Raw genomic sequence first — 25,470 nt, forward strand, 5'->3', positions numbered from 1 at the left:
CCCGCGACCATGTCCCGCACGCGTCCCCATCCCGTCTTCCGCTCCCCCCGCTCGCAGCAGGGTTTCAGCCTGCTGGAGATCATCATCGTTCTGGTGCTGATCGGCGGCATCCTGGTCCTCGTCGGCAGCCGCGTCATGGGCGGCGCGGACAGCGGCAAGGTGAAGCTGGCGCAGTCGCAGCTGCAGACGCTCTCCGGCAAGATCGAAACCTACCAGCTGGACACCGGCAGCTACCCGGCGCAGCTTTCCGACCTGGTCACCCAGCCGGGCAACGCGACCGGCTGGCTCGGCCCGTACGCGAAGGAAAGCGAGCTGCAGGATCCGTGGAAGAATCCGATCGAATACCGCATTCCCGGCGAAGCGCAGCGCTTCGACCTGATCAGCCTGGGCGCCGATGGCAAGGCCGGCGGCGACAGCGTCAACGCCGACATCAAGAACGAGTAAGCGTCCGCGTCCGCCGCCATGGCCGCCCGCGTCCCGCCGCCGCGTCGCCCCACGCGTGCCTCGCTGACGGGCTTCACGCTGTTGGAGACGCTGCTGGTGCTGGCGCTGATGGCGGCAGCGGCCCTGCTGGCGGCGATGGCATTCACCGGCGGCCTGGAGGGCATCCGGCTGCGCGCCGAATCCAAGGAAATCGCCGCGCAGCTGCGCTACACCCGCGCACGCGCGATCGCCACCGGCGAGCCGCAGCGTTTCCGCATCGATCCGCGCGGCCATCGCTGGGAAGCCGCGGGCGATCATCGGGGTCGCATCCATCCCGGACTGTCGGTGAGCTTCACCGGGGCGCGGCAGGCGCAGGCGCGCGCGGGTGAGGGTGCCATCCTGTTTTTCCCGGACGGTGGCGCGACCGGTGGACGGGTGACGCTGGCCGCGGAACGTGCGGCATGGAGCGTGGACGTGGCCTGGCTCACCGGTGAAGTGCGGATCGCGCGCGAGTCGGTCGAGGCCGCGCCGTGAGTCGGTTCTCCCGCCGTCGCCAACACGGCTTCACGCTGCTCGAAGTCCTCGTTGCGTTCGCGCTGTTGGCATTGGCGCTGACGTTGGTCCTTGGCGCGCTCTCCGGCGCCGCGCGCCAGGTGCGGCACGCGGCCGACAGCAGCCGTGCCACGCTGCACGCGCAGTCGCTGCTCGCGCAACTGGGTGCGGGCGAACCGCTGCAGCCCGGCCAGCGCGATGGCGAGCTCGAAGGCGGCCGCTACCAGTGGCACCTGGACGTGACGCCGTTCGTCGATCCACTGGCGGCACGCGCGCAGCTCGATCCCAGTGCGCCGCAACTCCTCGACGTGCGCCTGGTCATGCGCTGGGGCACGGCGCGTGGGCAATCGCTGGAATGGCACACGCTGCGCCTGGCGCCGCGCGACATCAACCAGACGGCGCTTCCATGACACGACGGCAGGCCGCAGGCTTCACCCTGATCGAAGTGCTCGTTGCCCTGGTGCTGATGGCGGCGGGCCTGGCGTTGGCCTTCGCCACGCTGCGCTCGTCGACAGCGGTCGCGACGCGCGGCGAAGACATGGCGCAGTCGAGCGAGCGCATGCGCGCTGTGCATGGCTACCTGCGCGCGCGACTCACCTCGGCGCAGCCCATCGTCTTCGCCACCGATCGCGGCACGCTGCGCCAAGCGCGTTTCATCGGCACGCCACAACGCATGCGCTTCGTGACTGACCTGCCGGACTATCTCGGCCACGGCGGTCCGTACCTGCACGACGTGGTGGCCGATCGCGACGGTCGCCTGCTCGTGGGGTTCTCGGTCGCGCAACCCGATGCATCGCTGGACGATCTCGAGCAGCGGGCGGAAATGCAGCGTCCGGAGCGCCTCGCCGACGGCCTGCGCGCGGTCCGCTTCCGCTACCGCGGGCTGGATGAAGAGAACCGCCTGGGTCCCTGGCAGGACCGTTGGGAAACGTCCGAGATGCTGCCGCTGCAGGTGAGGGTGGAAGTGGAAGCCATCCGCGGTGGACGCTGGCCGGACCTGGTGGTGACGCTCGCGCGCAGCGAGGGCGGCGCAGGTGGCGGTCTGCTGCCGGGCGGTTCGAATCCGGTGTTGCCATGAAGGCTCAACGCGGCGCTGCGCTCCTGCTGGTGTTGTGGCTGGTGGCCTTGCTCACCGCGCTGGTCGGTGCGTTCGCCCTGACGGCGCGGATGGAGGCGATGCAGGGGCAGGTGGGAAGTCGCGGCGCGGTGGCGCAGGAAGTGGCGCGCGCCGGCATGGAGTACGCCCTGGTCCGCGTGGCCGATCGCAACCCGCAGACACACTGGCAGCCCAACGGCCGGCCGTATGCGTGGAGCTTCGACGGCCAGGCGGTCGAAGTCCGCATCATCGACGAAACCGGCAAGGTCGATCTCAACCAAGCCGACGCGGGCCTGCTGTCGCGCCTCATGCAGGCCTTGGGCGAAGCGCCGGACGTCAGCGATGCGCTGGCCGGTGCCATCGTGGACTGGCGCGATTCCGACAACCTCAGCCAGCCGTCGGGTGGCGCCGAGGATGACGATTACGCTTCGGAGGGCCGCGACTATGGCGCGAAGGATGCTCCGTTCGAAACCGTGGCCGAAGTCGAACAGGTCCTGGGCATGACGCCCGCGTTATACGCGCGGATGGCGCCCTTCCTCACGCTGTATTCGGGGCGTGGCCAGCCGGATGCGACATATGCGCAGGGGCCGGTGCTGGTGGCGATGGGCATGGATGCGGCCACGTGGCTGGCGCAACGCAATGCCATGGGCGTGACCGGGGACACCCAACTCGTCGGCACCGGCAGCGGCACGTATAGTATCGAGAGCCGTGCGCGGCTGACCGATGGCCGCGAGGCGTCACTAAGGACGGTGGTGCGCGCAGGCGCCAATCCCGTACCGGGATCGGCCTATACCTTGTTGCGCTGGGAGGAGGGAGCGTCACCACAATGAGCGGCGTACGCGACACCTTGCAGCAGTTCCGGGCACGCCTGGGGCCGGGGCCGAAGAGCTTCCTGGCCTGGTGGGGCCAGGCCCTGGCCAGTTGCCTGCCCGCGCGTTGGCGCGTGCTGCTGGGCCTGACCCGCGAGCGGCTGTTCTTCCAGCGCCAGGGCGACGAGATCGCCATGAGCTGGATGGAAGGCGCGACGCGTCGGGAACTCGCGCGCCTGCCTTCGACCGTGACGCCGGTCGAACTGGGCGCCGTGCTGGGCAGTCGCTTGTCGGGGTTGCCGCGTTGGTGGCTGGTGCCGGGCGGCATGGCCCTCCGGCGCCGCCTGCCGTTGCCTGCCGCCGCGGCGGACCGCCTGCGCGACGTGGTCCGCTTCGAACTCGATCGGCAGACGCCGTTCACCGCCCAGGAGGCCTGCTTCGACGCGCGCGTGGTCGGCGTGGGCGCGGAAGGGCAGCTGGATGTCGAACTCGCCGTGGTGCCCAAGCCGGCGTTCGAAGCCGCACTCGCCGAGCTGGGCGCGCTTGCGCCCGGGCTGGCCGGCGCCGATGTCGAAGACGCCGCGGGCCTGCCGGTCGGCGTGAACCTGCTGCCGGACAACGCACGCGCAGCCCGGCAGGCGCCGAACCGCGGGCTGCATCTGGCGCTCGCCGCCGTGGCGCTCGTCGCCCTGGTGCTGGGCGCGTGGCTGGTGCTGGACAACCGGCGCGCCGCTGCCGACGCCTTCGCCGACCAGGTGGAAAGCCGTGCCGACGAGGCTCGCCGGGTGGCGACCAGTCGGCAACAGCTGGTCGACCTGGTCGCAGGCATCACCACGTTGAACACCACGAGCGCGCGACGTCCCACCGCGCTGGAGGTCATGGCGGACGTGACCCAGCGGTTGCCTGACAACACCTATCTGGAAAAGCTCTCGATCGAGGGCGACCGGCTGACGCTGATCGGCTTCAGCCCCGAAGCCTCCGGCCTGGTCGCGCGGCTGCAGGGCTCGAAGCTGTGGCGCAATCCCGCCCTGAGCGGCGCGCTGCAGCCGGATCCGCGCACGCGCATGGACCGTTTCACGCTGACCGCAGAGCTGATGGGCAAGCAGGAACCCGCCAACGCCGGCGCGACAGGAGGCCCGAATGGTGCCGGCCTTGACTGACCGCGATCGCGCGCTGGCCCTCGTGCTGTTGCTGGCGGCGCTGCTGCTGGGCTACTTCGTACTGGTCCATCCCTGGTGGACGGTGCCGATGCAGGAGGTGAACGCCCGCGTCGGCGAGCTGCGCGAGCGCGAACTGCGTATCCGTACCCAACTGGCGCAGGCGCCGCAGGTGCAGCGTGAACTTGCCGCGGCCCTGGCGCAGCAAGCGCAGCGGCCGGGGTTCCTGCCGGAGGCCACGGTGGAACTGGCGACCGCTGGCCTGGTGCAGCGCCTGGAAGCCATCGTCAAGCAGGCCAGCCCCGGCAACCGCAGCTGCGCCATCGCCAACCAGTCGCCGCTGGCGCTGCCCGGACGCGAGGTGTACCCGCGCGTCGTGGTGCAGGTGCGCCTGCGCTGCGGCGCGCCGGAGCTCGCCTCCGTGTTGCACCAGATCGAATCCGGCAGTCCGCGGCTGTTCGTCGAGAACCTCAACATCCTGGCCCAGCGCTACGCGTTCCAGGCCAGCGAGAGCGGCGCCGGCGGGCTCGATGTGAACTTCGATCTCTACGGCTATCTCAAGCCCGCCCCGGCGGCTCCGCAGGAGGCAACTAATGCGCCCTGACGCCTGGACCGCGCGGACGTGGATCCTGGCTACGGTGGCCGGCTGGTCGGTGCTCGTGCTGGGGCTGGCGGTGTTCGGCCTGGGCGGGCGCATCACGCCGCTGCCCGCCGACCCCTCGCTGGTCCAGGCTCTGCCGAAGATGCCCCCCGCGCCGCCGGAGCGGCTGGGCGGCATGCCCCAATACGCCGAAGTCGGCGAGCGCCCGCTGTTTTCCGAGGACCGCCGGCCGAAGCCGTTCTTCCTGTCTGGCGAGGAAGCTGCGGCGCCGGCCTTCGATCTCGTCCTGAGCAGCGTGCTGATCACCCCCGCGCTGAAACTGGCGATCATCCAGCCCGCGCAAGGCGGCGAAGGTCTGCGGGTGAAGGTGGGCGACGCGCCGGACGGCTTCCCGGGCTGGCACCTCACCGAACTGTCGCCGCGCCGCGCCGTGTTCGAGGGTCCGGAAGGGCGTCGTGAGTTGGAGCTGCGCGTGTTCAACGGCGCCGGCGGCCAGCCACCGACGGCGATCGCGGCACCGCCGGCGGGCGGCTCCGCACCCGCGGTGGTGGGCGTACCGCCCGCGGCCCGACCGACCGGCGGGAACGCGGGGGCGACCGTGATGCCGACGGTACCCTCACCGGCCTCTACCCCGCCCGCCGGCCCCGTTCCGGCACCTGTGGCGAGTCCGACGGCCCAGCCGCCCAGCGCGCCCGCCACGACGACCGAGCAGCAGATGGACGCGATCCGCCAGCGCATCGAACAGCGCCGCGCGCAGCTGCGTCAGCAGCAGGCCAACCCCAATCCGCCGCCGGCAACGCCCGGCAAGACACAGTAGAGTGCCGGCATGACGTCACGCGTGATCCTGTTTTCCCTCTGCCTGGGCCTGTTGGCCGGCTGCGCCAGCACGCCCGTGCCCGACGTTCGCCGCACCGCGCCGACGGCGGCGGGCGACGTAGCCCCCGGCACGGCGCAGACCTCGGCATTGCAGGAGGCGGAACCGCCATCGGCCGGTCCGCAGGCGCAGATCCGCCGCGGTAACGGGCAGATGATCAACCGCAGCGCCGCCAGTGCGCCGCTGCCGTCGCTGGGCGGCGCCAGCAGCGGGTCGGCCACCTTCAATTTCGAGGGCGAATCCGTGCACGCGGTGGTGAAGGCCATCCTCGGCGACATGCTGGGGCAGAACTACGTCATCGCGCCGGGCGTGCAGGGCACGGTGACGTTGGGCACGCCCAAACCGGTGTCGCCGGCTGAAGCGCTGAACCTGCTGGAGATGGTGCTGGGCTGGAACAATGCGCGCCTGGTCTACACCGGCGGCCGCTACAACATCATCCCCGCCGACCAGGCCCTGGCCGGCAGCGTGGCCCCGCGCACGGGCCCGGCCGCCAACGCGCGCGGCTACGAGGCGCGTGTGGTGCCGCTGCGTTTCATCTCGGCCAGCGAGATGAAGAAGGTGCTGGAGCCGTACGCCCGGCCCAACGCCATCGTCAACGTCGACAGCACACGCAACGTGATCACCCTGGCCGGGACACGCAGCGAACTGGAGAACTACCTGCGCACCGTCGAGATCTTCGATGTCGACTGGCTGTCCGGCATGTCGGTGGGCGTGTTCCCGCTGCAGTCCGGCCGCGCCACCCGCGTGGTCGCCGACCTGGAAAAGGTGTTCGGCAACGACAGCAAGACGCCCAGTGCCGGGATGTTCCGCTTCATGCCGCTGGAAGGCGCGAACGCGGTGCTGGTGATCACCCCGCAGCCCGCCTACCTCGACCAGATCCAGCAATGGCTGGAGCGCATCGACGGCGCAGGCGAGGGCAGCCGTCTGTTCTCCTACGAGCTGAAGTACATCAAGGCCCGCGAACTCGCCCAGCGTCTGGCCGAAGTCTTCGGCGCGTCCGGCGGCAATGCGTCCAGCGATGGCCGTTCGACCGGGGGCACCGGCAACGTCTCGCTGATGCCCGGTACCGACCCGGTGCAGATCAACGACGGCGGCATGAACGGCAACGGGGGTTCGGTCGACTTCGGTGGCAGCGGCGGGAACAGTTCCGGCAGCAGCGGCTTGGGCGGCGGTTCGCTGTCGCTCAACCAGCGCGACAACGGCAACGGCGCGGTCACCCTGGAAGTCGACGGCACGCGCGTGGGCGTGGCGGCGGTCGAAGAGACCAACACGCTGCTGGTACGCGCCAGCGCCAGCGCCTGGCAATCGATCCGCGAAGTGGTCGAGAAGCTGGACGTGATGCCGCTGCAGGTCCACATCGAAGCGCAGATCGCCGAAGTGTCGCTGACCGGCGACCTCAGTTACGGCGTGAACTGGTACCTGGAACGCGCGATGACGGACAACGGGCTGGGCCCGTTCGCCGAACCCGGCGCCGGGGGCCCCAGCCGCTGGAGCACGCTGGCCGGCAGCATCGGGGGCGTGAGCGGGGCCGGTGCGGTCTGGACGCTGGTGAAGAACGACGCCGCCGCCGTCATCAGTGCGCTGGATGAAGTCTCCGATGTGCGCCTGCTCCAGACGCCGTCGATCTTCGTGCGCAACAACGCCGAGGCTACGCTCAACGTGGGCAGCCGCATCCCGATCTCCTCGGTCACGGTCAACCCGGGCCTGGGCACCGACAATACCTACAGCCAGGTGCAGTACCTGGATACCGGCGTGATCCTGAAGGTGCGCCCGCGGGTGACGAAGGACGGCATGGTGTTCCTCGACATCGTGCAGGAAGTGAGCTCGCCGGGCAGCGAACCCGATGCCAACGGCAACGTGCGCATCAATACCCGCCGCTTCAAGACCGAAGGTGCCGTGCAGGCCGGCAACACCGTGATGCTGGCGGGCCTGATCAGCGATACCGCAACGCAGGGGTCGTCCGGCATCCCCGGCCTGAGCCGACTGCCGATCATCGGCGGCCTGTTCGGCAGGAAGACCACCGGCACCGAGCGCAGCGAAGTGATCGTGCTGCTGACCCCGACCATCGTCAGCAACCCGCAGGAAGCGAACGACCTGACCGACGAGTACGGCAAGCGCTTCCGCGCGCTGGAACCCCTGAACACGCCGCGCTCCAAGTGACGCCATCGGCCGCATCGTCCCTCCCCATCGTCCTGCTGCCGATCGGCACCGACGATGACGCGCTCGATGCGTGCCTGGGCGCGCTGGATGCCGGCACGCCGGACGGCGCGCGGCTCTGGCTGGCCGACGACGCGCAGGCCGGTCCGCGCGGACTGGCCATCATCGAGCGGTGGCTGACGCGCACGCGCCTGCAGGCCGACTACACGCGCCGCCCGCGCATGCTTGGAGAGGTGGCGCACATGGATCAGATGCTGGCGGCCTGCGGCGATGCCGATGTGGTCGTGCTGTCGCCGGATGCGCAGCCCTTGCCCGGATGGTTGCAACAACTCGCGGCCTGCCTGGCCCGTGATGCGGCCATCGCCACCGCGACGCCCTGGTGCAACGCCGGCGAGACTACCGCTTGGCCCCGGCTGGGCGAAGTCAGCGATCCGCCCGCCGATGTCGAGCGCACCGCGCAGGCGTGCGCGGCGATGCCGCCGCTGCACCCGGAGCTGCCGGCCGCCGTCGCTCACGCGGTCGCGCTGCGTGGCAGTGCGCGCAAGCGCGTCGGCGGGCTAGACGCCGCGAGCTACGGCTCGTGGTACGCGGCGCTGGTGGATCTCTCGCTGCGCCTGTCCGGCCTCGGCTGGCGCAACGTGCTGTGCGAAACGGCGTTCGTCGCGCGTGGTGGCGAGGGCGGGCCGTCCGATGGCGACATGGATGCGTTGAACGCGCGCTGGCCGGCTTTCACGCCGCGACTGGCGACCTTCCTGATGGCCGATCCATTGCGCGAGCCGCGCGAGCGGCTGGCCGCCTTGTACGCCGATGTCGGATTGCCGGAGCGCCAGCGTGACCTCTTTGGCTGAGCCGGGCGGCATCGCCGTCGTGGTCGTCACCCACGCCAGCGCAAGCACGATCGACGACTGTCTGATGCGCCTGCGCGTGGCGCATGGCGTGGACGAGATCCGCGTGGTGGACAACGCCTCGAGCGACGGCACGATGGAGATCGTGCAGCGGCACGCGCTGCAGGACGCGCGCCTGCGCTTCATCGCCAATCCCGACAACCCGGGCTTCGCTGTCGGTTGCAACCAGGGCGCGCGAGACAGCTGGGCGCCTTGGCTGGCCTTCGTCAATCCGGACCTGATGGTGGAGGCCGATACGCTCGCCCGGTTGCGTGCGCACGCGGCCCACGTGACCGGCGACGCGTTGCTCGGCGTCGATCTGGTCGACGAGGACGGCGTGCGCGATGTCGCGGCCCGACGCCGCGACCCCGTTTTCGCCGAGATGCTGCGTGCGCCCGCGCGCGCCTCCAGGCTTGGCGTACCGCCCGACGACACACTGCTGCTGCAACCGGTGGATGCGGTCTCCGGCGCGTTGATGCTCTTGCCGCGCACGCTGTTCGATCGGCTGGATGGCCTGGACGAAGGCTACCGCCTGCATGCCGAGGACATGGACCTGTGCCGGCGTGCGCGCCAGACCGGTGCCTTGGTCGCCGTCGCCAACGACATCCGCGTGCTGCACATCCGCGGGGTGTCGAGCCGATCGCGGCCGGTGTTCGTGGAATGGCACAAGCACCGGGGCCTCTGGCGCTACTTCCAGAAATTCGAGGCCGCGCAGTGCGGTTTCCTCACCCGGTTCGGCGTATTCGGTGCGATCTGGCTGCACTTCGGTGCGGTCCTTGCGCGCCTGCTGCTGCAGCGCCGCTAGCCACGCCGAATCAAGGTGCGATGCGGTGGCCGGCGCTACGCAAGGACGAGAGCGCCTCGTCCAGTTGGTGGGCCTGCACCAGCACGTAATCGGTGTCGTAGGTCGAGAGGGCGAAGATGCCCACGCCGGCGACGGCCAGCGGATCCAGCACCGCTTTCAGGATGCCGGTCAGCGCGAAGTCGAACGGGCCTTGCAGCTTGAACATGCGCCAGCCGCGCTGGCAGCGCAGGTCCTCGGGAACATGATGTTCTTCGCAGACGAGCGAGAGTTCGTCATCGGTCCAGCCGGCATGGCGCATGCCGAGCGTCGGCCACCAGGCGGGCAGGGCGGCATCGGCCGGCAGCTGGGCTACCGCGTAGCGCGACGGAAGCAACGTGAGCGTCAGCGACGGAGTGGTCATCCGGCGCGACCGTTCCACCAGAACAGCACATTGACCGCGAGCACGACGACCACCGTGTAGATCAACGACAGCGGGCCGCCGACGCGCCACAGCTGGCGCGAGGTGTAGTTGGCCGGGCCCACCACCATCGAGATCACCGGGTTCGAGGCGGTCATCAGGTTGTTGGACGCCGACAGCGCCACGATCAACGCGAACGCGGTGGGATTGCCGCCGGCGGCCAGTGCCAGGTTGATCGCCATCGGCACCATCACGATGGTGGCGCCCACATGGCTGATGACCAGCGAGAACGCGGTGGTCAGCAGCGCGATGGCGATCTCCAGCACCCAGATCGGGATGCCGTCGGGCAATCGCTCCACGGTATGGCCGGCCACCCAGGCCGCTGCGCCGCTGCTGTCCATCGCCCAGCCGAGCGGGATCAGTCCCGCCATCAGGAATACCGTCTTCCAGTTGATCGCGCTGTAGGCCTCGTCCATGCGCAGCACGCCGGTCAGCAACATGCCGGCCACGCCGGTCATTAGGGTCAACGCGACCGGCAGTTTGGAGGTGAGCGCGATGATGATGGTGATCGCGAAGATGGTCATCGCGATCTTGAACTTGTGCGGGCGCTGCTCGCCCTTCGGGTAGTCGGTAACGACGACGAAGTCGCGGCTCTCCGCTGCCAGGCCCAGGTCCTGCCAGATACTGTGGAACACCAGCATGTCGCCGGCGCGCAGCTTCTCCTCGCGTACGTTGTCGCGGATGACCTTCTTGTCGCGATTGATCGCCAGCAGGCTGATGCCGTTCTGCTTGCGCAGGCGCAGCTCGCGCGCGGTCTTGCCGATGAAGCGCGAGGTCGGCGGCACCACCGCTTCGGAAATGCCGGCGCGGCTGGGATTGAACAGGTCGCCGAAGTGGCGCAGGCGCGAGGACAGGCGGAGGAAATGGTTCTGCGCGAAGTCTGCCACTTCCTGCCGCGGGCCCATCACGCCCAGCACGCTGCCCACCCAGATGCGCATGTCGGCCGGCGGTGCCAGGCGGGTGTCGTTGCCGGTCTGCAGCGCCAGCATCAACGGCGCGTCGTGTAGCGCCTCGGCTTCGCCCAGCGACATACCCACCAGCGGGCTCTCGGCGGTGACCACCAGCTCGAACACGTCGCCTTCGATGCCATACGTATTGGCGAAGTAGCTTTCCGTGCGCGCCGGCGTCACGTTGGTTTCGGTCTCGTCCCGCAGCTTCTTGTCGCCGTAGTAACGGAAGTACAGCAGCGAGGCGGCGACGAGCACCAGCCCGATCGGCCACGGCGCGAACATCCGCAGCGGCTCGAGCGTCGCCATGCCGGAGGGCAGGTTGTTGTTGGCCGAGACCAGCAGGTCGTTGAGCAGGATCAGCGGCGAATTGCCGACCATCGTGAACGCGCCGCCCATGACGATGGCCGCGGCGATCGGTAGCAGCAGGCGCTGGAGCGACAGGCCGGTGCGGGCGGACAGGCGCGAAGCTACGGGCATGAACAACGCCATGACCGACGGGTTCTGCATGAAGGACGAATTGAGGCTGGCGATGGCCGTGGTCATCAGCAGCAGGCGCTGCTCGATGCCGTGGCCGCGGCGCAACAGCCAGGACGCCAGCCGGTTCAGTGCGCCGGTACGGTCCAGGCCTGCGCCGAGGATCATCGTGGCGATGATGCTCATCACCGCGTTGCCGGAGAAGCCGCCGAAGATTTCCTCCGGCGCGATCAGGCCGGTGATGCCCAGCACCACCAGTACGACCAGGGCGACCAGGTCCGCGCGGATGCGCTCGAACAGGAACATCGCCATCGTGAAGCCGACCAGCCCGAGGACGAGCTTCATGTCGTTGGTCAGCGTCAGCGCGTTTTCCATCAGGGCCGGGATTCGAGAGTCGGGATTCGGGATGGGCGAGTCGACGGAACCACGCGTCCATGCGGATGCAGGGTATCGCGCGGTGGCCGCGTGGGGCAGGAGTTCGGGCTCCTGCGAATCCCCAATCCCGAATCCCTAATCCCGGTCATAGACAAGATCCCACACCCCGTGGCCGAGCTTCTGGCCGCGGGTCTCGAAATGGGTCTGCGGGCGCCACGCCGGGCGGGGCACGCTGCCGCGCGGGCCGGCACGGTTCACCAGACCCGGGGTCGCATCCAGCACATCCCACATGTGCTCGGCATAGGCCTCCCAGTCCGTGGCGCAGTGCAGGCGGCCGCCCGGGCGCAGCTTGCGCGCGATGAGCGCAGCGAATGCGGGCTGTACCAGCCGGCGCTTGTTGTGGCGCTTCTTGTGCCACGGGTCGGGGAAGTAGATGCGTACTTCGTCCAGCGCGCCGTCGGCCACCTCGTGCTGCAGTACTTCCACCGCATCGTGATGGTAGACGCGGACGTGGTCGCTGCCGTCCTCGGCCAGCGCGTTCAACAGGCGGCCCACGCCGGGGGCATGTACTTCCAGTCCGATGTAATCGCGGTCCTTGTCGTGATTTGCGGCGAAGCGCAGGGCCTCGCCATTGCCGAAGCCGATTTCCAGCACGCGCGGCGCATGACGGCCGAACACCGCATCGAAGTCGCGCGGGGCGCCGGTGTAATCCAGTCCGAACCGCGGCCACTGGGTGTCGAAGGCGCGCTGCTGGGCCTCGGTGAAACGCCCCTGCCGCAGCACGAAGCTGCGGACTTCGCGTCGGCCTTCGGTGAGGGTGAACGGCTTGGGCGGTGTCTTTGCGCCAGGACTGGAGAAGGGGTCCGTCATCAGCCGATCAGTCCGTCGATCGGGCTGGAGGCCGAGGCGTTGCGCTTGCGCGGGATACGCCCGGCCAGGAAGGCCTCGCGACCGGCTTCCACGGCTTTCTTCATGGCGCTGGCCATCAGCAACGGGTGCTTCGCGCCGGCGATGGCGGTGTTCATCAGCACGCCGTCGCAACCGAGCTCCATCGCAATGGCGGCATCGGACGCGGTGCCCACGCCGGCGTCGACCAGCACCGGTACCTTGGCGTTCTCGATGATCTCCAGCAGGTTGTACTTGTTCTGGATGCCCAGGCCGGAGCCGATGGGCGCGGCGAGCGGCATCACGGCCACGCAGCCGATCTCTTCCAGACGGCGGGCCAGGATCGGGTCGTCGCTGGTGTAGACCATGACCTGGAAGCCGTCGGCCACGAGTTTCTCGGCCGCGGTCAGCGTCTGCACCACGTCGGGATACAGGGTCTTCGGGTCGCCCAGCACTTCCAGTTTCACCAGCGTGTGGCCATCGAGCAGTTCGCGGGCCAGCCGGCAAGTGCGAACGGCGTCGTCGGCGGTGTAGCAGCCAGCGGTATTCGGCAGGAGGGTGTAGCGGTCGGGCGGCAGCACGTCGAGCAGGTTGGGCTCGTTGGGTGACTGGCCCAGGTTCGTGCGCCGGATGGCGACGGTGACGATCTCAGCGCCCGCGGCCTCGGTGGCCAGGCGGGTTTCCTCGAAATCCTTGAACTTGCCGGTGCCGGTCAGCAGGCGGGAACGGTAGGACTTGCCCGCGATCACCAGCGGGTCATGGGGGACGGTGTTGGACATGGCGCGATTATCGCCCATGTCGGCCGTGGGTTGTCGCTACGCGGGTCGGGTCAGCCGCCGCCCAGCGCGTGCACGATCTCGACGCGGTCACCGGCCTTGAGCTGCGCATGGGCATGCTGGCCGCGCGGAACGATCTCGCCGTTGACCTCGACGGCGACGCGGCGTTCGGCCAGGCCCTGCTGTTCGAGCAGCGCGAGAAGGGTGCTGTGGTCGGGCAGCACGTGCGGCTGCCCATTCAACTGGATGTCCATCTGCGCATTGTCGCCGATGGCGGGCGCCATTGCCGCATTGCAGCGTGTGCCCCGGCCGCGTTTGGTGGAAGGATGCGCGCCATGCGCAGCCGTACGGCAGAGCCGGCACGCAGTCCATCATCCAATGCCCCGGGAGAGTCCATGAAGCGTTCCATTCCGCCCGTCCGTTCGTTGCTGGCCCTCGCGCTGGCGATGGCGGCCGTTCCCACCCTGGCCCAGAACGGCCCCTACACCCAGACCGTGTTCTTCGGCGACAGCCTGACCGACGCCGGTTATTTCCGGCCGTTGTTGCCGGCCTCCGTCAGGCCGGTGACCGGCCAGTTCACTACCAATCCCGGCTTCGTCTGGTCGCAGTATCTCGCCGAGTACTACGGCACCAGCGCTGACCCGAACGGCAACGGCCAAGTGGGCACCAACTATGCCGCCGGCGGCGCCCGCGTGGGGACCAACACCACCGGCGCACTGGGTCCGATTCCCTCGCTCGCCACCCAGGTCAACACCTATCTGACCTCGACCGGTGGCCGCGCCGATCCCAACGCCCTCTACACCGTGTGGGGCGGCGCCAACGACCTGTTCGCCATCACCAGTGGCGGCGCCAATCCGACCACGACGATCGGTGCCGCCGTCACGGCGCAGGTGGGCATCATCGGCACCTTGCAGACGGCGGGCGCGCGCTACATCCTGGTGCCGACGATCCCCGACCTGGGCGTGACGCCGGGCTTCCGCGCCCAGGGCACGGCCGCGGCTGCCGCAGGCACGCAGCTCTCGGCGACCTACAACACCGCGCTGTTTGATGCGATCGATGCGGCCGGCTTCCGGGTCATCCCGCTGGATACCTTCACTCTGCTGCGCGAGATTGTCGCCAGTCCGGCCGACTACGGCTTCGCCAACGTCACCGGCACCGCGTGCCAGCCTCAGATCACCGCCAACTCGCTGACCTGCAACCCGACCTCGTACGTCACGCCGAATGCGCCCGACACGTACGCCTTCGCCGACGGTGTGCACCCGACATCGAAGGCGCACAGCATCCTGTCGCAATACGCGGTGGCGATGCTGGAAGGCCCGCGCCAGATCGCGCTGCTGCCGTATACCGCGTCCGTGCATGGCCGCGCCCGTGCCGACCGCGTGGCGTCGCACGTCGCCGGCAAGCCGGAAGCGGACGGCATGCGCTGGTGGGGCGACCTGCGTGGCGACTTCCTGCGCTACGACCATGGCGACCTGTACGACGGTGCCGGGCCGATGGGCACCTTCGGCGTCGACTGGTCGCGGGGCTCGCTGGTCTACGGTGCCTTCGCGGGCTACGGCCGTGCGCAGTACGACTTCGGCCAGCGCAGCGGCAGCTTCGACGAGTCGGATGCCACGCTGGGCGGCTTCGCGGGCTGGTACGGCGACCGCCTGTGGGCGAACGCACAGGTCAGCTACAGCTGGATCTCCTACGACGTCGATCGCGAAGTGCAGCTGGGCGACGTGACCCGCCGCCACAGCGGGTCGCCCGATGGCACCAACCTGAGCCTGGGCCTGAGCGCGGGTTACCAATGGGGCGAGGGCGCGTTCCGCCACGGTCCGGTGATCAGCGTGGTATCCCAGACGATCGAGATGGACGGCTACAGCGAGAGCAACGTCAACTCCAGCGCGCTGGCCTACCCGGACCAGGATTTCGATTCGCTGATCGGCAGCGCGGGCTATGAGCTCAGCTATGCGATCAACGACCACCTTCAGCCGTACGCGCGCCTGACGGTGGACAAGGAGTTCGAGGATCCGGCTGAGGAAGTGTTCGCGCAGTCGTTGTCGTTGCCCGGCACCAACCCTTACGCCGTGCCGGGTCTGGAGACCGACGACGGTTACGGCACGCTGCTGATGGGCGCGCGCACGAAGCTGTTCGGCTTCGATGCCAACCTGGGCGTCACCACGACGGTCAACCAGGGCGGCGGCACCAACACCACGGCATTCGTGACGCTGGGCGGCAATTTCTGATGCCCGTGTGCGATGCGGCGCCGGCCTCCGGCGCCGCATTGCCTTGCCGCCCAGGCCGGCATAGACTGCGGCCATCCGCGCGGGTGTAGTTCAATGGTAGAACTGCAGCTTCCCAAGCTGCTAGCGTGGGTTCGATTCCCATCACCCGCTCCACTCCCTTCCTTCACGTCATCGTCCGGCCTTCCGGACGTGCGATGCTGTCTGCGATCCCGGTGATCCCGCGCCCATGAAGCTCGCCATCCTGTCGCGCAACAGCAAGCTGTATTCGACCCGCCGCCTCGTCGAAGCGGCCCGCCAGCGCGGCCACACCGCGCGCGTGCTCGATCCGCTGCGCTGCTACATGCGCATCGCGTCGTCGGGGTTCCAGCTCCACTACAAGGGCCGGTCGTTGGCCGACTACGACGCGGTGATCCCGCGCATCGGCGCGTCCATCACGCGTTATGGCACCGCGGTGCTGCGGCAGTTCGAACTGATGGGCACGTACAGCCCCAATCCGTCCGACGCCATCCTGCGTGCGCGCGACAAGCTGCGCGCCCACCAACTGCTCGCTGCGCAAGGCATCGACCTGCCGGTGACCGTATTCGGCGACAACCCCGACGACACCCACGACCTGCTCTCGATGCTCGGTCCGCCGCCGCACGTCATCAAGTTGAACGAAGGCGCACAGGGCGCGGGCGTCATGCTCACCGAGAAGCCGTCCGCCTCCCGGAGCGTGGTCGAGGCCCTGCGCGGCCTGTACGCCAGCTTCGTGGTCCAGGAGTTCATCGCCGAAGCCGAGGGCGCGGATCTGCGCTGTTTCGTGGTCGGCGACGAGGTGGTTGCCTCGATGCGGCGGCAGGCGCCGGAAGGGGACTTCCGATCCAACCTGCACCGGGGCGGCACGGCCGTCCGCATGGAGGCCACCGACGAGGAGCGCGCGGTCGCGGTTCGCGCGGCGCGGGTGCTCGGCCTCGGTGTGGCGGGGGTGGACCTGATCCGGGCCGCCCGCGGGCCTCTGGTCCTGGAGGTCAACTCCACCCCTGGGCTGGAGGGGATCGAGGCCGTGTGCGGGGTGGACGTGGCCGGCAAGATCGTGGAACACCTGGCCGCCAAGGCCTGAACAGGCGTCGTGCCAGGACGGAGGTCAGAAATCCTGGATTTCACGTGGATTTAACGCCGTCTTTAACGGGTGTTTAATCGATTTCCGCGTAGCCTTGTCCGGACCGCAGCTCTGCGTTCCTCCCGGTGATACATCTGGAAAGCACAGGATTACGGTAATCGGGGCTTTATTTGGCCCAAGCGGGCTTCCACCCGCTTGGGCCTTTGTTTTTTGCACGCCGCCATCGCCGCGTGCTATGACAGAATCGGAATTATCGCGGTGTCCGGGTCCGGCCCATGTCGGCGTGGTACGCCATTCCTTCCTGACGAACGAGGTGTTGAATGTACAAGGTGGTACTCGGCTCCATGCTGGCGTTGGCTGCTGTGACGGCATCCGCCAAGATCGACTCCGGCAGCGACGGCGGCCCCACGAAGTTGAACCTCAGCGGTTCGTTCGAGGAGCAGCGCACGGCCATCCTCAAGGACCTCGACGGCGGCAAGGTCTATTCCGAGATCACCCCCAAGGAGCGCGGCGACGTCAAGGATGCGCTGGCGCGCATTTCCGGCGCCCTGCAGGCGCCGAGCGGTGTCCAAGGCCTCAACGATGAAGAAAAGGCCCGCGTGTTCAATGACCAGGAACTGGTCAACAGCATCCTGACCCGTGCAGGCGAGGACAGTCGGCTGGTCTGCACGCGCGAGAAGAAGGTCGGTTCGCACCGTCCCACCACCCAGTGCCTCACGGTAGCGGAGCGCCGCCGCATGGCGGAGGCCGGGCAGGATTTGATGCGCCAGCAGAAGATCCCGCTTCGCGGCAATAACTAAGGGCTCCTGATGCGTATCCTCGTCATCGAAGACAACAGCGATATCGCCGCCAACCTCGGCGATTACCTGGAGGAGCGTGGCCACACCGTCGACTTCGCGGCCGACGGTGTGACCGGGTTGCACCTGGCGGTGGTGCACGAGTTCGACGCCATCGTCCTGGACCTCAACCTGCCGGGCATGGACGGGCTGGAGGTCTGCCGCAAGCTTCGCAACGAAGCGCGCAAGCAGACGCCGGTACTGATGCTGACCGCACGCGATTCGCTGGACAACAAGCTGGCCGGCTTCGACTCCGGGGCGGACGATTACCTGATCAAGCCGTTCGCGTTGCAGGAGGTCGAGGTCCGCCTCAACGCGCTCTCGCGTCGCGGCAAGGGCGTACAGACGCGCGTACTGGAAGTCGGTGAGCTGGAATACAACCTCGACACGCTGGAAGTCCGCCGCCAGGGCAAGCTGCTGCAGCTCAATCCGACGGCGCTGAAAATCCTGCAAGCCCTGATGGAAGCCTCGCCGGCGGTGGTGACACGCCAGGAACTCGAAACCCGCGTCTGGGGCGAGGAGCTGCCTGATTCGGATTCCCTGCGCGTGCACATCCATGGCCTGCGCGCCGTGGTCGACAAGCCGTTCGACGCACCGTACATCCAGACCCGCCATGGCATCGGATACCGCATCGCCGCACCCGATGCCAGCAGCTGATTCGTCGAAACCCCGCCGCCACCGGCGCTTCCGGCGGCGGCTGCGCACCCGCATCATCCTCTCGTTCGTGCTGTTGGGTTTTGGCCTGACGGTATTGTTTGCCTATGCGACCATCGTCGCGCGGCAACGCGTCGAGAATCAGCTCGTCGAAGACGTGATGAACCGCAATCTCGACGAGTCGTGGCGTCGCTTCGCGCAAAGCAACGGTCAGGTTATTGGTGCACCGTTTGAGCAGGTGAAGGCGTATTACTACCTTCCCGACAAGTTCGAGATTCTCCGCCTCAACAAGCCCGAGTGGTATGCATTGCCCGACGGCATTCACAACATCACCGACATCGGTGAAGACGGCAAGCCCTATCCGTTCAAGCTCGGGGTGCGCAAGACTCCGCAGGTGTGGTTTTTCCTCGCCTATGACATGGGGCAGACGGCGCGTGCTGAGGTTCAGTTCAAGCGAGCGGTCTACGCTTCGATCGTCGTATTCACGGCGTTCTCGTTGGTGATCGGTTGGTGGTCGGCCTCCCGCGTGATGAGCCCTGTATCGGAACTCGCGTCGCGTCTGCGTGCTTATCGCGGCAGCAGCAATCCTCGCGCCTTGGCGCCGCACTTTCCTCAGGATGAAGTCGGTGAGCTAGCCAAGGCACTGGACGACTATTCCGAGCGCCTGACCGAAGTCGTCCAGCGCGACCGCGAGTTCAACGCCGACGTGAGCCACGAGCTGCGCACGCCGCTGGCCATCATCCGCGGCTCGGTGGAGCTGATGCTGTCGCGGCCGGACATGGACGAGAAGACGCGCACGCGCATCCAGCGCATCCAGCGCGCCGAGCAACAGTGCACGGACCTGATCAGCGCACTGCTGCTGCTGTCGCGCAACGAGCGCGGCCATGGCAATACGGACGTCGCCCGCGTGGTCGACCAACTGCTCGACGCCCACCGCGCCACGCTCGGCGGCAAGCCGCTCGCGCTGCGCGTGGAAGGCGAAGAGGGTGCGCGGGTGGATTCGCCCGAAGCGGCGCTGTCCGTGGCGTTAGGCAACCTGATCGGCAATGCGGTGAAGTACACGAAGGAGGGCGAGGTTGTCGTCCGCCTGCTGCCGGATGCCGTGGAAGTCGTGGACTCCGGGCCCGGCCTGAGCAAGGAAGATGCCGCGCGCCTGTTCGAGCGCGGCTATCGCGGCACCCATGCGGGTCATTCGCAGGGGGGCGGGATCGGTCTGTCCATCGTCAGCCGCCTGTGCGCGCTGTACGGCTGGCAGGTCAGCGTACGTCCGGGGGAGCCGAAAGGCGTGGTCGCGACACTGCGCTTCACGCCTGCGCGCGAGGCGTCGGGTGAGAACCCGACGAGCGCGTGAGCGCACCGACGCTTCGTTACAGGGTGATCCAGAAACAGTTGTAGGCGCGTCGCAGCCCGAACGTCGTGTTGGAGGGCGTGGCGCTGTTCTTCAGCGTCTGCACCACGCGCAGCCCGACGGGACGCGCATGCGATGCCGTGGTGGGGTAGTAGCCGTCCTGGTTCGCGTCGATCACGGCGCCTTCGGCGTCGAGCACCGGCGCGGGTGCCGGGCGCACGGGCACGATGTCCACGAGCGGCCGCTGGCTGACGGCATCGAGTTGGTTGAGGATGCGCAAGGCCGCGGCGTCGGACACGCCACTCCAGTGGTAGACGCCGGCGAGCCGGTTGACGTCGCCCGCCGTGATCGCCATCGATACTTGCGCCACCAGATCGCTCAACGTGCGTGAACAGCCGCCGCGGTACAGCGCGCCGCTCGCCGACGGCCCGGGGCTGTTGCCGGAAGGCAGGCGATCCATCGCGCCGATGTCTTCGCAGTTCTTGTCCGTGTAGACGGTGTCGCCGGACATGGCCGTGCAGCGTTGCACGCCTTGTTGTTGGGCACGCACCGGGGCTGCATCGCATGCGGCCCAGAGGCAGAGGCTGGCGAGAAGGAGAAGCGGAAAGCGCATGCCCGCAGCGTAATCCGCGCATGCCATCCGGTCACCGGGCACGTGGCCGGAGTGCGACCTTCGTTCACGTGCGGGTGGGGCGCATGGCGCACCCCGGGCTCAGTCCGCCCAGCCGAGGCGCGAAAGCACGGTCTGGGTCGGCTTGGCGAGATTCAGCGTGTAGAAATGCAGCGAAGGCGCGCCACCGGCGATCAGGCGTTCGCACAGGTTCGCCACCACGTCCGCGCCGAAATCGCGGATCGCTTCGGCGTCGTCACCCAGCGCCTGCATGCGCTTGCCGATCCAGCGCGGGATCTCCGCGCCGCAGGCTTCGGAGAAGCGGCGCAGCTGGGCGAAATTGGAGATCGGCATGATGCCCGGGATGATCGGGATCTCCACGCCGAGCTTGCGCGCGGCATCGACGAAGTGGAAATACGCATCCGGATTGTAGAAGTATTGCGTGATCGCGCCGTTCGCGCCCGCGTCCACCTTGGCCTTGAAGTGGCGCAGGTCGGTCAACGCATCCTCGGCCTGCGGGTGCGTCTCCGGGTAGGCACCGACTTCGATGTGGAAGGTGTCGCCATGTTCGGCGCGGATGAATTCGATCAGTTCCGAGGCGTAACGCAGGTCGCCCGGATGGCCCATGCCGGAGGGCAGATCGCCGCGCAGCGCGACGATGCGCTTGCATCCCAGCGCGCGGTACAGCCGCAGCAGTTCGCGGATTTCCTCGCGGCTGCCGCCCACGCAGGACAGGTGCGGTGCGGCGTCGAAGCCGTGGTGCTGGTTGAGGTGGCGGACCGTCTCGGAGGTGTAGCTGAGCGTGGAGCCGCCGGCGCCGAACGTGCAGGACACGTACTCCGGCGCGTGCGCCTTCAGCTTCTCGGCCGTGCGATCGAGCTGGGCGCGCTGCTCATCGGTCTTGGGTGGGTAGAACTCGAAGCTGATCGAGGGCATGGCAGCGTCCAGTCGGGTGCCCGGGATTATATCTTTTCATCCGGATGCGTGTGAATACTTCCGTCCGTGGGTCCTGTGGCACTACGGCTCCGGAAAAATCTCCGTGATCGCCAGTGCGCGTTCCAGCTGCACGGCAGGCGGGTCTTCCATCCGGATCGGGAAGACGTCGGGCTCATCGCGGGGTTCTTCCAACGCGGCGAACTGGCTGTCCACCAGGGTCACCGGCATGTAGTGATCACGTCGGGCGAGCACGCGAGCGGCCACCACGGTCCGGTCGCCATGCAGGAAGAGAAACTGCAGCGGCACGCCGGTGGCGCGCAACTGGTCGCGATGGCGGCGGCGAAGCCCGGAGAACGCCAACACCACGCGCTCCCCGGCCGCCTCGCGGCGCTGCAGGTCCAGGGCGATGCGCCGCACCCACGGCGCCCGCATGCGATCGGTGAGCGGATGGCCGCCTGCCATCCGGGCTTTCGCCGCCAGGCTGTGGAAATCGTCGGCGTCCAGGAACGTCGCCTGCCAGGCATTGGCCAAGGCGTGCGCCAGGGTGGTCTTGCCGCTCCCCGCCACGCCCATCACCACGACAACGCGGCCGCTCATGCCGGAATGTCCACCTGTACGTCGTAGCTGCGTCCCACTTCGAACCCTCGGATCAGCGCCTGCGCCTGCCATTGGCCGTCCAGGGCGACACGGATCTCTGGAAGCCCTGCCACGCGCGCGATGCGCACATCGAAGGTGGCGCCGCGGAACCGCCGCTGCACACGCGCGGACGGCCAGTGCGACGGCAATTGCGGTGCGATGCGCAACGCGTCGTCTTCGCCGCGCAGGCCAAACAAGCCTTCCACAAGGCAGCGATACAACCATGCGGCCGTCCCGGTATTGAACAACTGGCTGGAACGGCCCGCCGTGCGCGGATGCAGGCGCCACGCACCCCGGTAGTAGTTGGGCACGAACACGGGCAATTGTCCGCGTTGCAGGCAATCGGCCTCTTCGGGCATGGGCAGCATGGCGCGCAACACCTGCCAGGCGCGATCAGCGTCGCCCACCTGATACAGGCTGTAGAGGTAGAACGCCGCCGCGTGGTTGTAGACCGCGCCATTCTCGGCACTGCCGGGAAACTTCTGCGTCACCCGTCCGACATCCTCGCGCATCCGTGTGTAAGGCGGGTGGAACATGGTCACGCCATAGGGCGAGACCAGATCCGTGTCGATGGCGTCCAGCATGCGTGTCCGCCGCGGTGCGTCCGCCGCGCCGCTGAGCAGCGCCCAGCTCTGCGGATTGAGGAAGATGCGGCCTTCCTCGTCCGTGCGGACGCCGAACGCGACGCCATCGTCGGTGATGCCGCGGCCGTACCAGTCACCGTCCCACAGGTGTGCGTTCATGGCCGCGTTGCAGGCCTCCGCACCCCGGCGGAACTCATCGGCAAGCTCGCCATCGCCGCGGCGCTCGCAGATCGCCGCCCACTGCTTCAGTGCATAGGCCGTGGCCAGGGTCAGCCAACCGGACACACCGCGCCCACGCCAGCCCACCATGTTCATCGGATCGCACCAGTCGCCCTGCGCGATGTAGCTCAGGCCACGCCCGTCGCGGGCCTGCAGCAGCCAGCGCATGGCACGCGTGATGCGCTCGGCCACCGGGGCGGCGTGGCCTTCGCGGTCGGTCACCTGCGCATCGAGCAGCGCATCGTCGCCGGTCTCATCCAGATAGGCCCGCAGGCAGACCGGCAGCCACACGCAGTGGTCGGTGTGCGGAATCTGGTTGATGTATTTCAACTCCGCGCCTTCGACCAGCAGGATGCCGTCGGGCATCGCGCCGGACGGCTCCTGCTGCGACAGCGCGTGCAGGAACGCGGCACGCGCGATCGTGGGCTGGAGGAAGCCCATGCCCATGTGGTCCTGCAAGTAGTTGCGTGTCTGCGGATCGGTGGTCAGGCGGTTGACGTCGCCGTGGTAGAACACTTGCCGCGGCAGCCAGTGGTTGGCGAATGCGTCCAGCCAGGGGTCCGGCGTTTCGATGCGCAGGCAACCTGCGCCGGTTTCGAGGTACGCGGCGCTGGCGTCCCGGGCGTCAGCGAAACCGTCCGGCGATAGATGCCGTGCGCGCAACTGGCGGATCTCGTCGTCATCGCGCGCGGGCGCGAACACGAAGCGGTACTCCTGCACGTCGTCGTCGTCGAGTACCGCGCGGTACTGCAGCACCGCCGTCGGCATTTCGTACGCCGCCTCGCCGCCGCGCAGGCGTTCGCTGCCGACGATACCGGTCGGGGCAGGCAGCCCACCTTCGCCCTCGAACTCGGCCTGGTTCGCTTCCCATGCGTCCGGCGCGCGCGCGTGCAGCAGCACGGTACGGTCCTTGAAGTCGCGCTGGCGGAAGTAGTCCTCGACCTTCTGGTACGGCGCGATGCTGTCGCAGACGATGGCCCCCAGGTCGGGACGATAGCGTCCGGACTGGTTCATCCACGACATGTAGCCGACCGGGAAGTACGGATACAGGCTCAGTCGTCGTCGCCGGCCCGACCGGTTGCGCACGCGCACGGTCCACAACTCGGCCACGTCATCGACCGGCAGCACCACGCCCATTTCCACGTCGATGCCCGCGCACTGCACTCGCCATGCCACGTCGTTGAGACCGACGGAGAAGGCGAACGCCTCCGGTGCGCGCCGCACGGGCTCGTGCGGCACGGAGAACAGGCCGCCATCGTCTTCGTCCTTCACGTAGAAGAAGCGGCCTGGATGGTGCGCGTAATACGGCTGCTCCGGTTGCATGAAAGTTTTCGCTTCCAGCGTCGGCGCGTGTGCGTACTTGGCCGGTTCCGGCTGCATGAACTGCGCGGTGGCGAAGCCGCGGCAGTTCAGCTGAAGCAGCATCCGCCGGTTCCACAGGAACGTCGACGCCGCAGGCATGGCGTTGGGGCTGGTGAGGACGAAGCGGCGGCCCTCGTCCTCGAACCGGTACAGGCCTTCTGTCATGCCGTGGCCTCCCGACGCGACCGAAGGTCTACCTGGATGTGCGACAGGGTGGCCGCATCCAGCGGATAGAACCGCATCACCCAAGCCGCCACCAGCGCCACCGCGCCCGGAATCACGGTCAACAGCAACACGATGCCGAGCCGGGACGCATCCGACTGCGCGGCGTTCGCCACGTAGCCCATGCCGGCCAGGATCCATGCGATCGTGGCCGATGCCAGCGCACCGCCAAGCTTCTGCGAGAACGTCGCGGCCGCGAACGTCATCGCGGTGGCGCGGCGTCCCGTCTTCCACTCGGTGTAGTCGGCGCAGTCGGCGTACATGGAGAAGGCCAGTGGCGACTTCGGTCCCAGCATCAGTCCCACCAGCAGGTTGAGGGCGAACATCCACCAGACGGATTCGGGCGGAATGAAGAACATCGCGCAGCTCACCACGCCGACGCCCGCCATCAGTCCTGCCATGAGCCGCCGCTTGTCCACGTAGCGCGTCATCAGCGGGGTCAGCCCCGCGCCCACGGCAAGGGCGAGCGCGTATGTGCCCAGGAACAGGCCGGTCAGGTCGGGCCGACCCAGGTGGTACTTCAGGTAATAGGCCAATGAACCACCGCGCATCACGATGGTCACCATGATGATCAGCGCCAGCGCGAACAGCACCATCCACGGCCGGTTGTGCAGCAGGTCGACGACATCCTGGCGGACGTTGCTGGCCTGTTGTGGCGGCGGAGACACGCGTTCGCGCGTGGTCAGGGCCACGGTGACGAAGGCTGCCGTGGCGATCACGCCGTACAGCGAGAGCGTCAGCTGCCAGCCCAGCGCCGGATCGCCGCGTCCCAGCCAGCGCACCAGGTCCAGCGTCAGCCAGTTCACCGCCATGGTGCCGGCGAACGCGGCGATGAAGCGGAAACTGATCAGCTGCGTACGGTGCTGGCTGTCAGCGGTGATCACGCCCGACAGCGCGGAATACGGAATGCTCACCACCGTGTAGGCCAGCATCATCAGCGTGAAGGTCGCATAGGCCCATACCAGCTTCCCGCCTTCGCCCAGGTCGGGCACGGTCCACGTCAGCACCCCAGTGAACGCCAGCGGCAACGCGCCATACAGCAGATAGGGGCGGAACCGGCCCAGCCGGCTGCGAGTGCGATCGGCCAGCGCTCCCATCAGCGGGTCGGTGATGGCATCCACGATCTTGGTGACCAGCATCATGGTGCCGACGGCCGCGGCGGCCAGGCCCATCACGTCGGTGTAGAAGATGAGCAGGAACGCCGAGATGTTCGCCCAGTACAGGTTGAAGCCGAAATCGCCGACGCCGTAGCCGATCTTTTCGCCCAACCGGGGTTCCGTCGAGGATAGTGCCTTGTCGGCGGGGTGCGCGGCGCCGTCGCTCCCCTGGTCGCGTTGCATGTCCACTCCCGGTGCTGGGTTATTGCGCCGCAGCCCGGGTACAGGCATGGGCAACGTACGGCGGCCAAGCTTGCGATGATCGCCGGAGCGAGGCAAGCACCCAGCGGTATCGAAATGGTTG

Annotated in this window: 26 protein-coding genes and 1 tRNA gene; 17 read left to right on the plus strand and 10 right to left on the minus strand. The window is 68.2% G+C overall.

Annotated elements, in window-relative coordinates:
* Window positions 1-9 precede the first annotated feature (9 nt).
* From gspG to AC23D6_RS03755, 11 genes are read left to right on the plus strand one after another with little or no spacing between them, the layout of a single operon-like run.
* Window positions 10-444 carry a type II secretion system major pseudopilin GspG gene (gspG, locus tag AC23D6_RS03705; RefSeq protein WP_487751484.1) on the plus strand — a complete coding sequence of 145 codons (435 nt, stop codon included), beginning with the start codon at window positions 10-12 and terminating at the stop codon, window positions 442-444.
* An 18-nt stretch (window positions 445-462) separates the two neighbouring features.
* Window positions 463-957: a type II secretion system protein XpsH gene (gene xpsH, locus AC23D6_RS03710; protein ID WP_487751485.1), complete on the plus strand. Its 495-nt coding sequence runs from the start codon at window positions 463-465 to the stop codon at window positions 955-957.
* Window positions 954-1,385, plus strand: coding sequence for a type II secretion system protein XpsI (xpsI, locus tag AC23D6_RS03715; RefSeq protein WP_487751486.1), 432 nt, complete (start codon window positions 954-956; stop codon window positions 1,383-1,385). The genes xpsH and xpsI overlap by 4 nt, the downstream gene beginning before the upstream one ends.
* A complete protein-coding gene (locus tag AC23D6_RS03720) occupies window positions 1,382-2,053 on the plus strand; it encodes a prepilin-type N-terminal cleavage/methylation domain-containing protein (RefSeq protein ID WP_487751487.1) in 672 nt (223 codons plus the stop codon). The genes xpsI and AC23D6_RS03720 overlap by 4 nt, the downstream gene beginning before the upstream one ends.
* Complete coding sequence (locus AC23D6_RS03725) at window positions 2,050-2,901, plus strand: type II secretion system minor pseudopilin (RefSeq protein WP_487751488.1); 852 nt, start codon at window positions 2,050-2,052, stop codon at window positions 2,899-2,901. The genes AC23D6_RS03720 and AC23D6_RS03725 overlap by 4 nt, the downstream gene beginning before the upstream one ends.
* Entirely contained in the window at window positions 2,898-4,040 is a 1,143-nt protein-coding gene (locus AC23D6_RS03730; protein ID WP_487751489.1) for a PilN domain-containing protein, read from the plus strand. The genes AC23D6_RS03725 and AC23D6_RS03730 overlap by 4 nt, the downstream gene beginning before the upstream one ends.
* A complete protein-coding gene (gene gspM / locus AC23D6_RS03735; protein ID WP_487752561.1) occupies window positions 4,024-4,641 on the plus strand; it encodes a type II secretion system protein GspM in 618 nt (205 codons plus the stop codon). Before AC23D6_RS03730 ends, gspM begins: the two co-directional genes overlap by 17 nt.
* Entirely contained in the window at window positions 4,631-5,455 is an 825-nt protein-coding gene (locus AC23D6_RS03740) for a type II secretion system protein XpsN (protein WP_487751490.1), read from the plus strand. Before gspM ends, AC23D6_RS03740 begins: the two co-directional genes overlap by 11 nt.
* Before the next feature lie 9 nt (window positions 5,456-5,464).
* On the plus strand, window positions 5,465-7,672 hold the full coding sequence (gene gspD, locus AC23D6_RS03745; RefSeq protein WP_487751491.1) for a type II secretion system secretin GspD: 2,208 nt from the start codon (window positions 5,465-5,467) through the stop codon (window positions 7,670-7,672).
* Entirely contained in the window at window positions 7,669-8,517 is an 849-nt protein-coding gene (locus AC23D6_RS03750; RefSeq protein ID WP_487751492.1) for a glycosyltransferase family 2 protein, read from the plus strand. Before gspD ends, AC23D6_RS03750 begins: the two co-directional genes overlap by 4 nt.
* Complete coding sequence (locus tag AC23D6_RS03755) at window positions 8,501-9,358, plus strand: glycosyltransferase family 2 protein (protein ID WP_487751493.1); 858 nt, start codon at window positions 8,501-8,503, stop codon at window positions 9,356-9,358. Before AC23D6_RS03750 ends, AC23D6_RS03755 begins: the two co-directional genes overlap by 17 nt.
* 10 nt (window positions 9,359-9,368) lie before the next feature.
* Here AC23D6_RS03755 and AC23D6_RS03760 read toward each other — a convergent pair whose 3' ends face one another.
* From AC23D6_RS03760 to thiS, 5 genes are all read right to left on the minus strand, one after another.
* On the minus strand, window positions 9,369-9,758 hold the full coding sequence (locus AC23D6_RS03760; RefSeq protein WP_487751494.1) for an ACT domain-containing protein: 390 nt from the start codon (window positions 9,756-9,758) through the stop codon (window positions 9,369-9,371).
* Complete coding sequence (locus AC23D6_RS03765; RefSeq protein WP_487751495.1) at window positions 9,755-11,614, minus strand: SLC13 family permease; 1,860 nt, start codon at window positions 11,612-11,614, stop codon at window positions 9,755-9,757. Before AC23D6_RS03765 ends, AC23D6_RS03760 begins: the two co-directional genes overlap by 4 nt.
* Before the next feature lie 135 nt (window positions 11,615-11,749).
* Window positions 11,750-12,484 carry a tRNA (guanosine(46)-N7)-methyltransferase TrmB gene (trmB, locus tag AC23D6_RS03770; protein ID WP_487751496.1) on the minus strand — a complete coding sequence of 245 codons (735 nt, stop codon included), beginning with the start codon at window positions 12,482-12,484 and terminating at the stop codon, window positions 11,750-11,752.
* A complete protein-coding gene (locus AC23D6_RS03775) occupies window positions 12,484-13,278 on the minus strand; it encodes a thiazole synthase (RefSeq protein ID WP_487751497.1) in 795 nt (264 codons plus the stop codon). The genes trmB and AC23D6_RS03775 overlap by 1 nt, the downstream gene beginning before the upstream one ends.
* A 50-nt stretch (window positions 13,279-13,328) precedes the next feature.
* The gene (gene thiS / locus AC23D6_RS03780; RefSeq protein WP_487752562.1) at window positions 13,329-13,529 is read right to left on the minus strand and encodes a sulfur carrier protein ThiS; all 201 of its coding nucleotides are present in this window, start codon (window positions 13,527-13,529) and stop codon (window positions 13,329-13,331) included.
* 174 nt (window positions 13,530-13,703) lie between these two features.
* Here thiS and AC23D6_RS03785 point away from each other — a divergent pair, with 174 nt between their 5' ends.
* The 6 genes from AC23D6_RS03785 (at window position 13,704) to AC23D6_RS03810 (ending at window position 19,443) form a co-directional block, all read left to right on the plus strand.
* Window positions 13,704-15,503, plus strand: a complete 1,800-nt coding sequence (locus tag AC23D6_RS03785) for an autotransporter domain-containing protein (RefSeq protein ID WP_487752563.1) — start codon at window positions 13,704-13,706, stop codon at window positions 15,501-15,503.
* Window positions 15,504-15,582: 79 nt separating this feature from the next.
* Window positions 15,583-15,656: transfer RNA gene (locus AC23D6_RS03790), tRNA-Gly, on the plus strand.
* Window positions 15,657-15,729: 73 nt separating this feature from the next.
* The gene (gene rimK / locus AC23D6_RS03795; protein ID WP_487751498.1) at window positions 15,730-16,602 is read left to right on the plus strand and encodes a 30S ribosomal protein S6--L-glutamate ligase; all 873 of its coding nucleotides are present in this window, start codon (window positions 15,730-15,732) and stop codon (window positions 16,600-16,602) included.
* Between the two features lie 320 nt (window positions 16,603-16,922).
* On the plus strand, window positions 16,923-17,402 hold the full coding sequence (locus tag AC23D6_RS03800) for a hypothetical protein (RefSeq protein WP_487751499.1): 480 nt from the start codon (window positions 16,923-16,925) through the stop codon (window positions 17,400-17,402).
* 9 nt (window positions 17,403-17,411) lie between these two features.
* Entirely contained in the window at window positions 17,412-18,095 is a 684-nt protein-coding gene (locus tag AC23D6_RS03805; RefSeq protein WP_056879584.1) for a response regulator transcription factor, read from the plus strand.
* Window positions 18,052-19,443, plus strand: a complete 1,392-nt coding sequence (locus AC23D6_RS03810; protein WP_487752564.1) for a sensor histidine kinase — start codon at window positions 18,052-18,054, stop codon at window positions 19,441-19,443. The genes AC23D6_RS03805 and AC23D6_RS03810 overlap by 44 nt, the downstream gene beginning before the upstream one ends.
* A 16-nt stretch (window positions 19,444-19,459) precedes the next feature.
* On the opposite strand, the gene AC23D6_RS03815 is transcribed toward AC23D6_RS03810, so the two are convergent.
* The 5 genes from AC23D6_RS03815 to AC23D6_RS03835 all read right to left on the minus strand — a co-directional run bounded on the left by AC23D6_RS03815 (window position 19,460) and on the right by AC23D6_RS03835 (window position 25,349).
* Window positions 19,460-19,951, minus strand: coding sequence for a hypothetical protein (locus tag AC23D6_RS03815; protein ID WP_487751500.1), 492 nt, complete (start codon window positions 19,949-19,951; stop codon window positions 19,460-19,462).
* A gap of 201 nt (window positions 19,952-20,152) precedes the next feature.
* Entirely contained in the window at window positions 20,153-20,986 is an 834-nt protein-coding gene (metF, locus tag AC23D6_RS03820) for a methylenetetrahydrofolate reductase [NAD(P)H] (protein ID WP_487751501.1), read from the minus strand.
* An 81-nt stretch (window positions 20,987-21,067) separates the two neighbouring features.
* Window positions 21,068-21,583: a gluconokinase gene (locus AC23D6_RS03825; protein WP_487751502.1), complete on the minus strand. Its 516-nt coding sequence runs from the start codon at window positions 21,581-21,583 to the stop codon at window positions 21,068-21,070.
* Complete coding sequence (locus AC23D6_RS03830) at window positions 21,580-23,952, minus strand: GH36-type glycosyl hydrolase domain-containing protein (protein WP_487751503.1); 2,373 nt, start codon at window positions 23,950-23,952, stop codon at window positions 21,580-21,582. The genes AC23D6_RS03825 and AC23D6_RS03830 overlap by 4 nt, the downstream gene beginning before the upstream one ends.
* A complete protein-coding gene (locus tag AC23D6_RS03835) occupies window positions 23,949-25,349 on the minus strand; it encodes an MFS transporter (protein ID WP_487751504.1) in 1,401 nt (466 codons plus the stop codon). The genes AC23D6_RS03830 and AC23D6_RS03835 overlap by 4 nt, the downstream gene beginning before the upstream one ends.
* Window positions 25,350-25,470: the final 121 nt, after the last annotated feature.

Source organism: Pseudoxanthomonas sp. G3, from assembly GCF_057654715.1.

Bases quoted from the DNA above. Each gene is read 5' to 3' on its own strand.
- AC23D6_RS03830 (WP_487751503.1), bottom strand. From the start codon at position 23,952: ATGACAGAAGGCCTGTACCGGTTCGAGGACGAGGGCCGCCGCTTCGTC.
- AC23D6_RS03810 (WP_487752564.1), top strand. From the start codon at position 18,052: ATGGCATCGGATACCGCATCGCCGCACCCGATGCCAGCAGCTGATTCG.
- AC23D6_RS03835 (WP_487751504.1), bottom strand. From the start codon at position 25,349: ATGCAACGCGACCAGGGGAGCGACGGCGCCGCGCACCCCGCCGACAAG.
- metF (WP_487751501.1), bottom strand. From the start codon at position 20,986: ATGCCCTCGATCAGCTTCGAGTTCTACCCACCCAAGACCGATGAGCAG.
- gspG (WP_487751484.1), top strand. From the start codon at position 10: ATGTCCCGCACGCGTCCCCATCCCGTCTTCCGCTCCCCCCGCTCGCAG.
- AC23D6_RS03725 (WP_487751488.1), top strand. From the start codon at position 2,050: ATGAAGGCTCAACGCGGCGCTGCGCTCCTGCTGGTGTTGTGGCTGGTG.
- AC23D6_RS03720 (WP_487751487.1), top strand. From the start codon at position 1,382: ATGACACGACGGCAGGCCGCAGGCTTCACCCTGATCGAAGTGCTCGTT.
- gspD (WP_487751491.1), top strand. From the start codon at position 5,465: ATGACGTCACGCGTGATCCTGTTTTCCCTCTGCCTGGGCCTGTTGGCC.
- AC23D6_RS03805 (WP_056879584.1), top strand. From the start codon at position 17,412: ATGCGTATCCTCGTCATCGAAGACAACAGCGATATCGCCGCCAACCTC.
- AC23D6_RS03740 (WP_487751490.1), top strand. From the start codon at position 4,631: ATGCGCCCTGACGCCTGGACCGCGCGGACGTGGATCCTGGCTACGGTG.
- AC23D6_RS03765 (WP_487751495.1), bottom strand. From the start codon at position 11,614: ATGGAAAACGCGCTGACGCTGACCAACGACATGAAGCTCGTCCTCGGG.
- AC23D6_RS03730 (WP_487751489.1), top strand. From the start codon at position 2,898: ATGAGCGGCGTACGCGACACCTTGCAGCAGTTCCGGGCACGCCTGGGG.
- rimK (WP_487751498.1), top strand. From the start codon at position 15,730: ATGAAGCTCGCCATCCTGTCGCGCAACAGCAAGCTGTATTCGACCCGC.
- AC23D6_RS03800 (WP_487751499.1), top strand. From the start codon at position 16,923: ATGTACAAGGTGGTACTCGGCTCCATGCTGGCGTTGGCTGCTGTGACG.
- AC23D6_RS03825 (WP_487751502.1), bottom strand. From the start codon at position 21,583: ATGAGCGGCCGCGTTGTCGTGGTGATGGGCGTGGCGGGGAGCGGCAAG.
- xpsH (WP_487751485.1), top strand. From the start codon at position 463: ATGGCCGCCCGCGTCCCGCCGCCGCGTCGCCCCACGCGTGCCTCGCTG.
- AC23D6_RS03760 (WP_487751494.1), bottom strand. From the start codon at position 9,758: ATGACCACTCCGTCGCTGACGCTCACGTTGCTTCCGTCGCGCTACGCG.
- AC23D6_RS03775 (WP_487751497.1), bottom strand. From the start codon at position 13,278: ATGTCCAACACCGTCCCCCATGACCCGCTGGTGATCGCGGGCAAGTCC.
- thiS (WP_487752562.1), bottom strand. From the start codon at position 13,529: ATGGACATCCAGTTGAATGGGCAGCCGCACGTGCTGCCCGACCACAGC.
- AC23D6_RS03815 (WP_487751500.1), bottom strand. From the start codon at position 19,951: ATGTCCGGCGACACCGTCTACACGGACAAGAACTGCGAAGACATCGGC.
- trmB (WP_487751496.1), bottom strand. From the start codon at position 12,484: ATGACGGACCCCTTCTCCAGTCCTGGCGCAAAGACACCGCCCAAGCCG.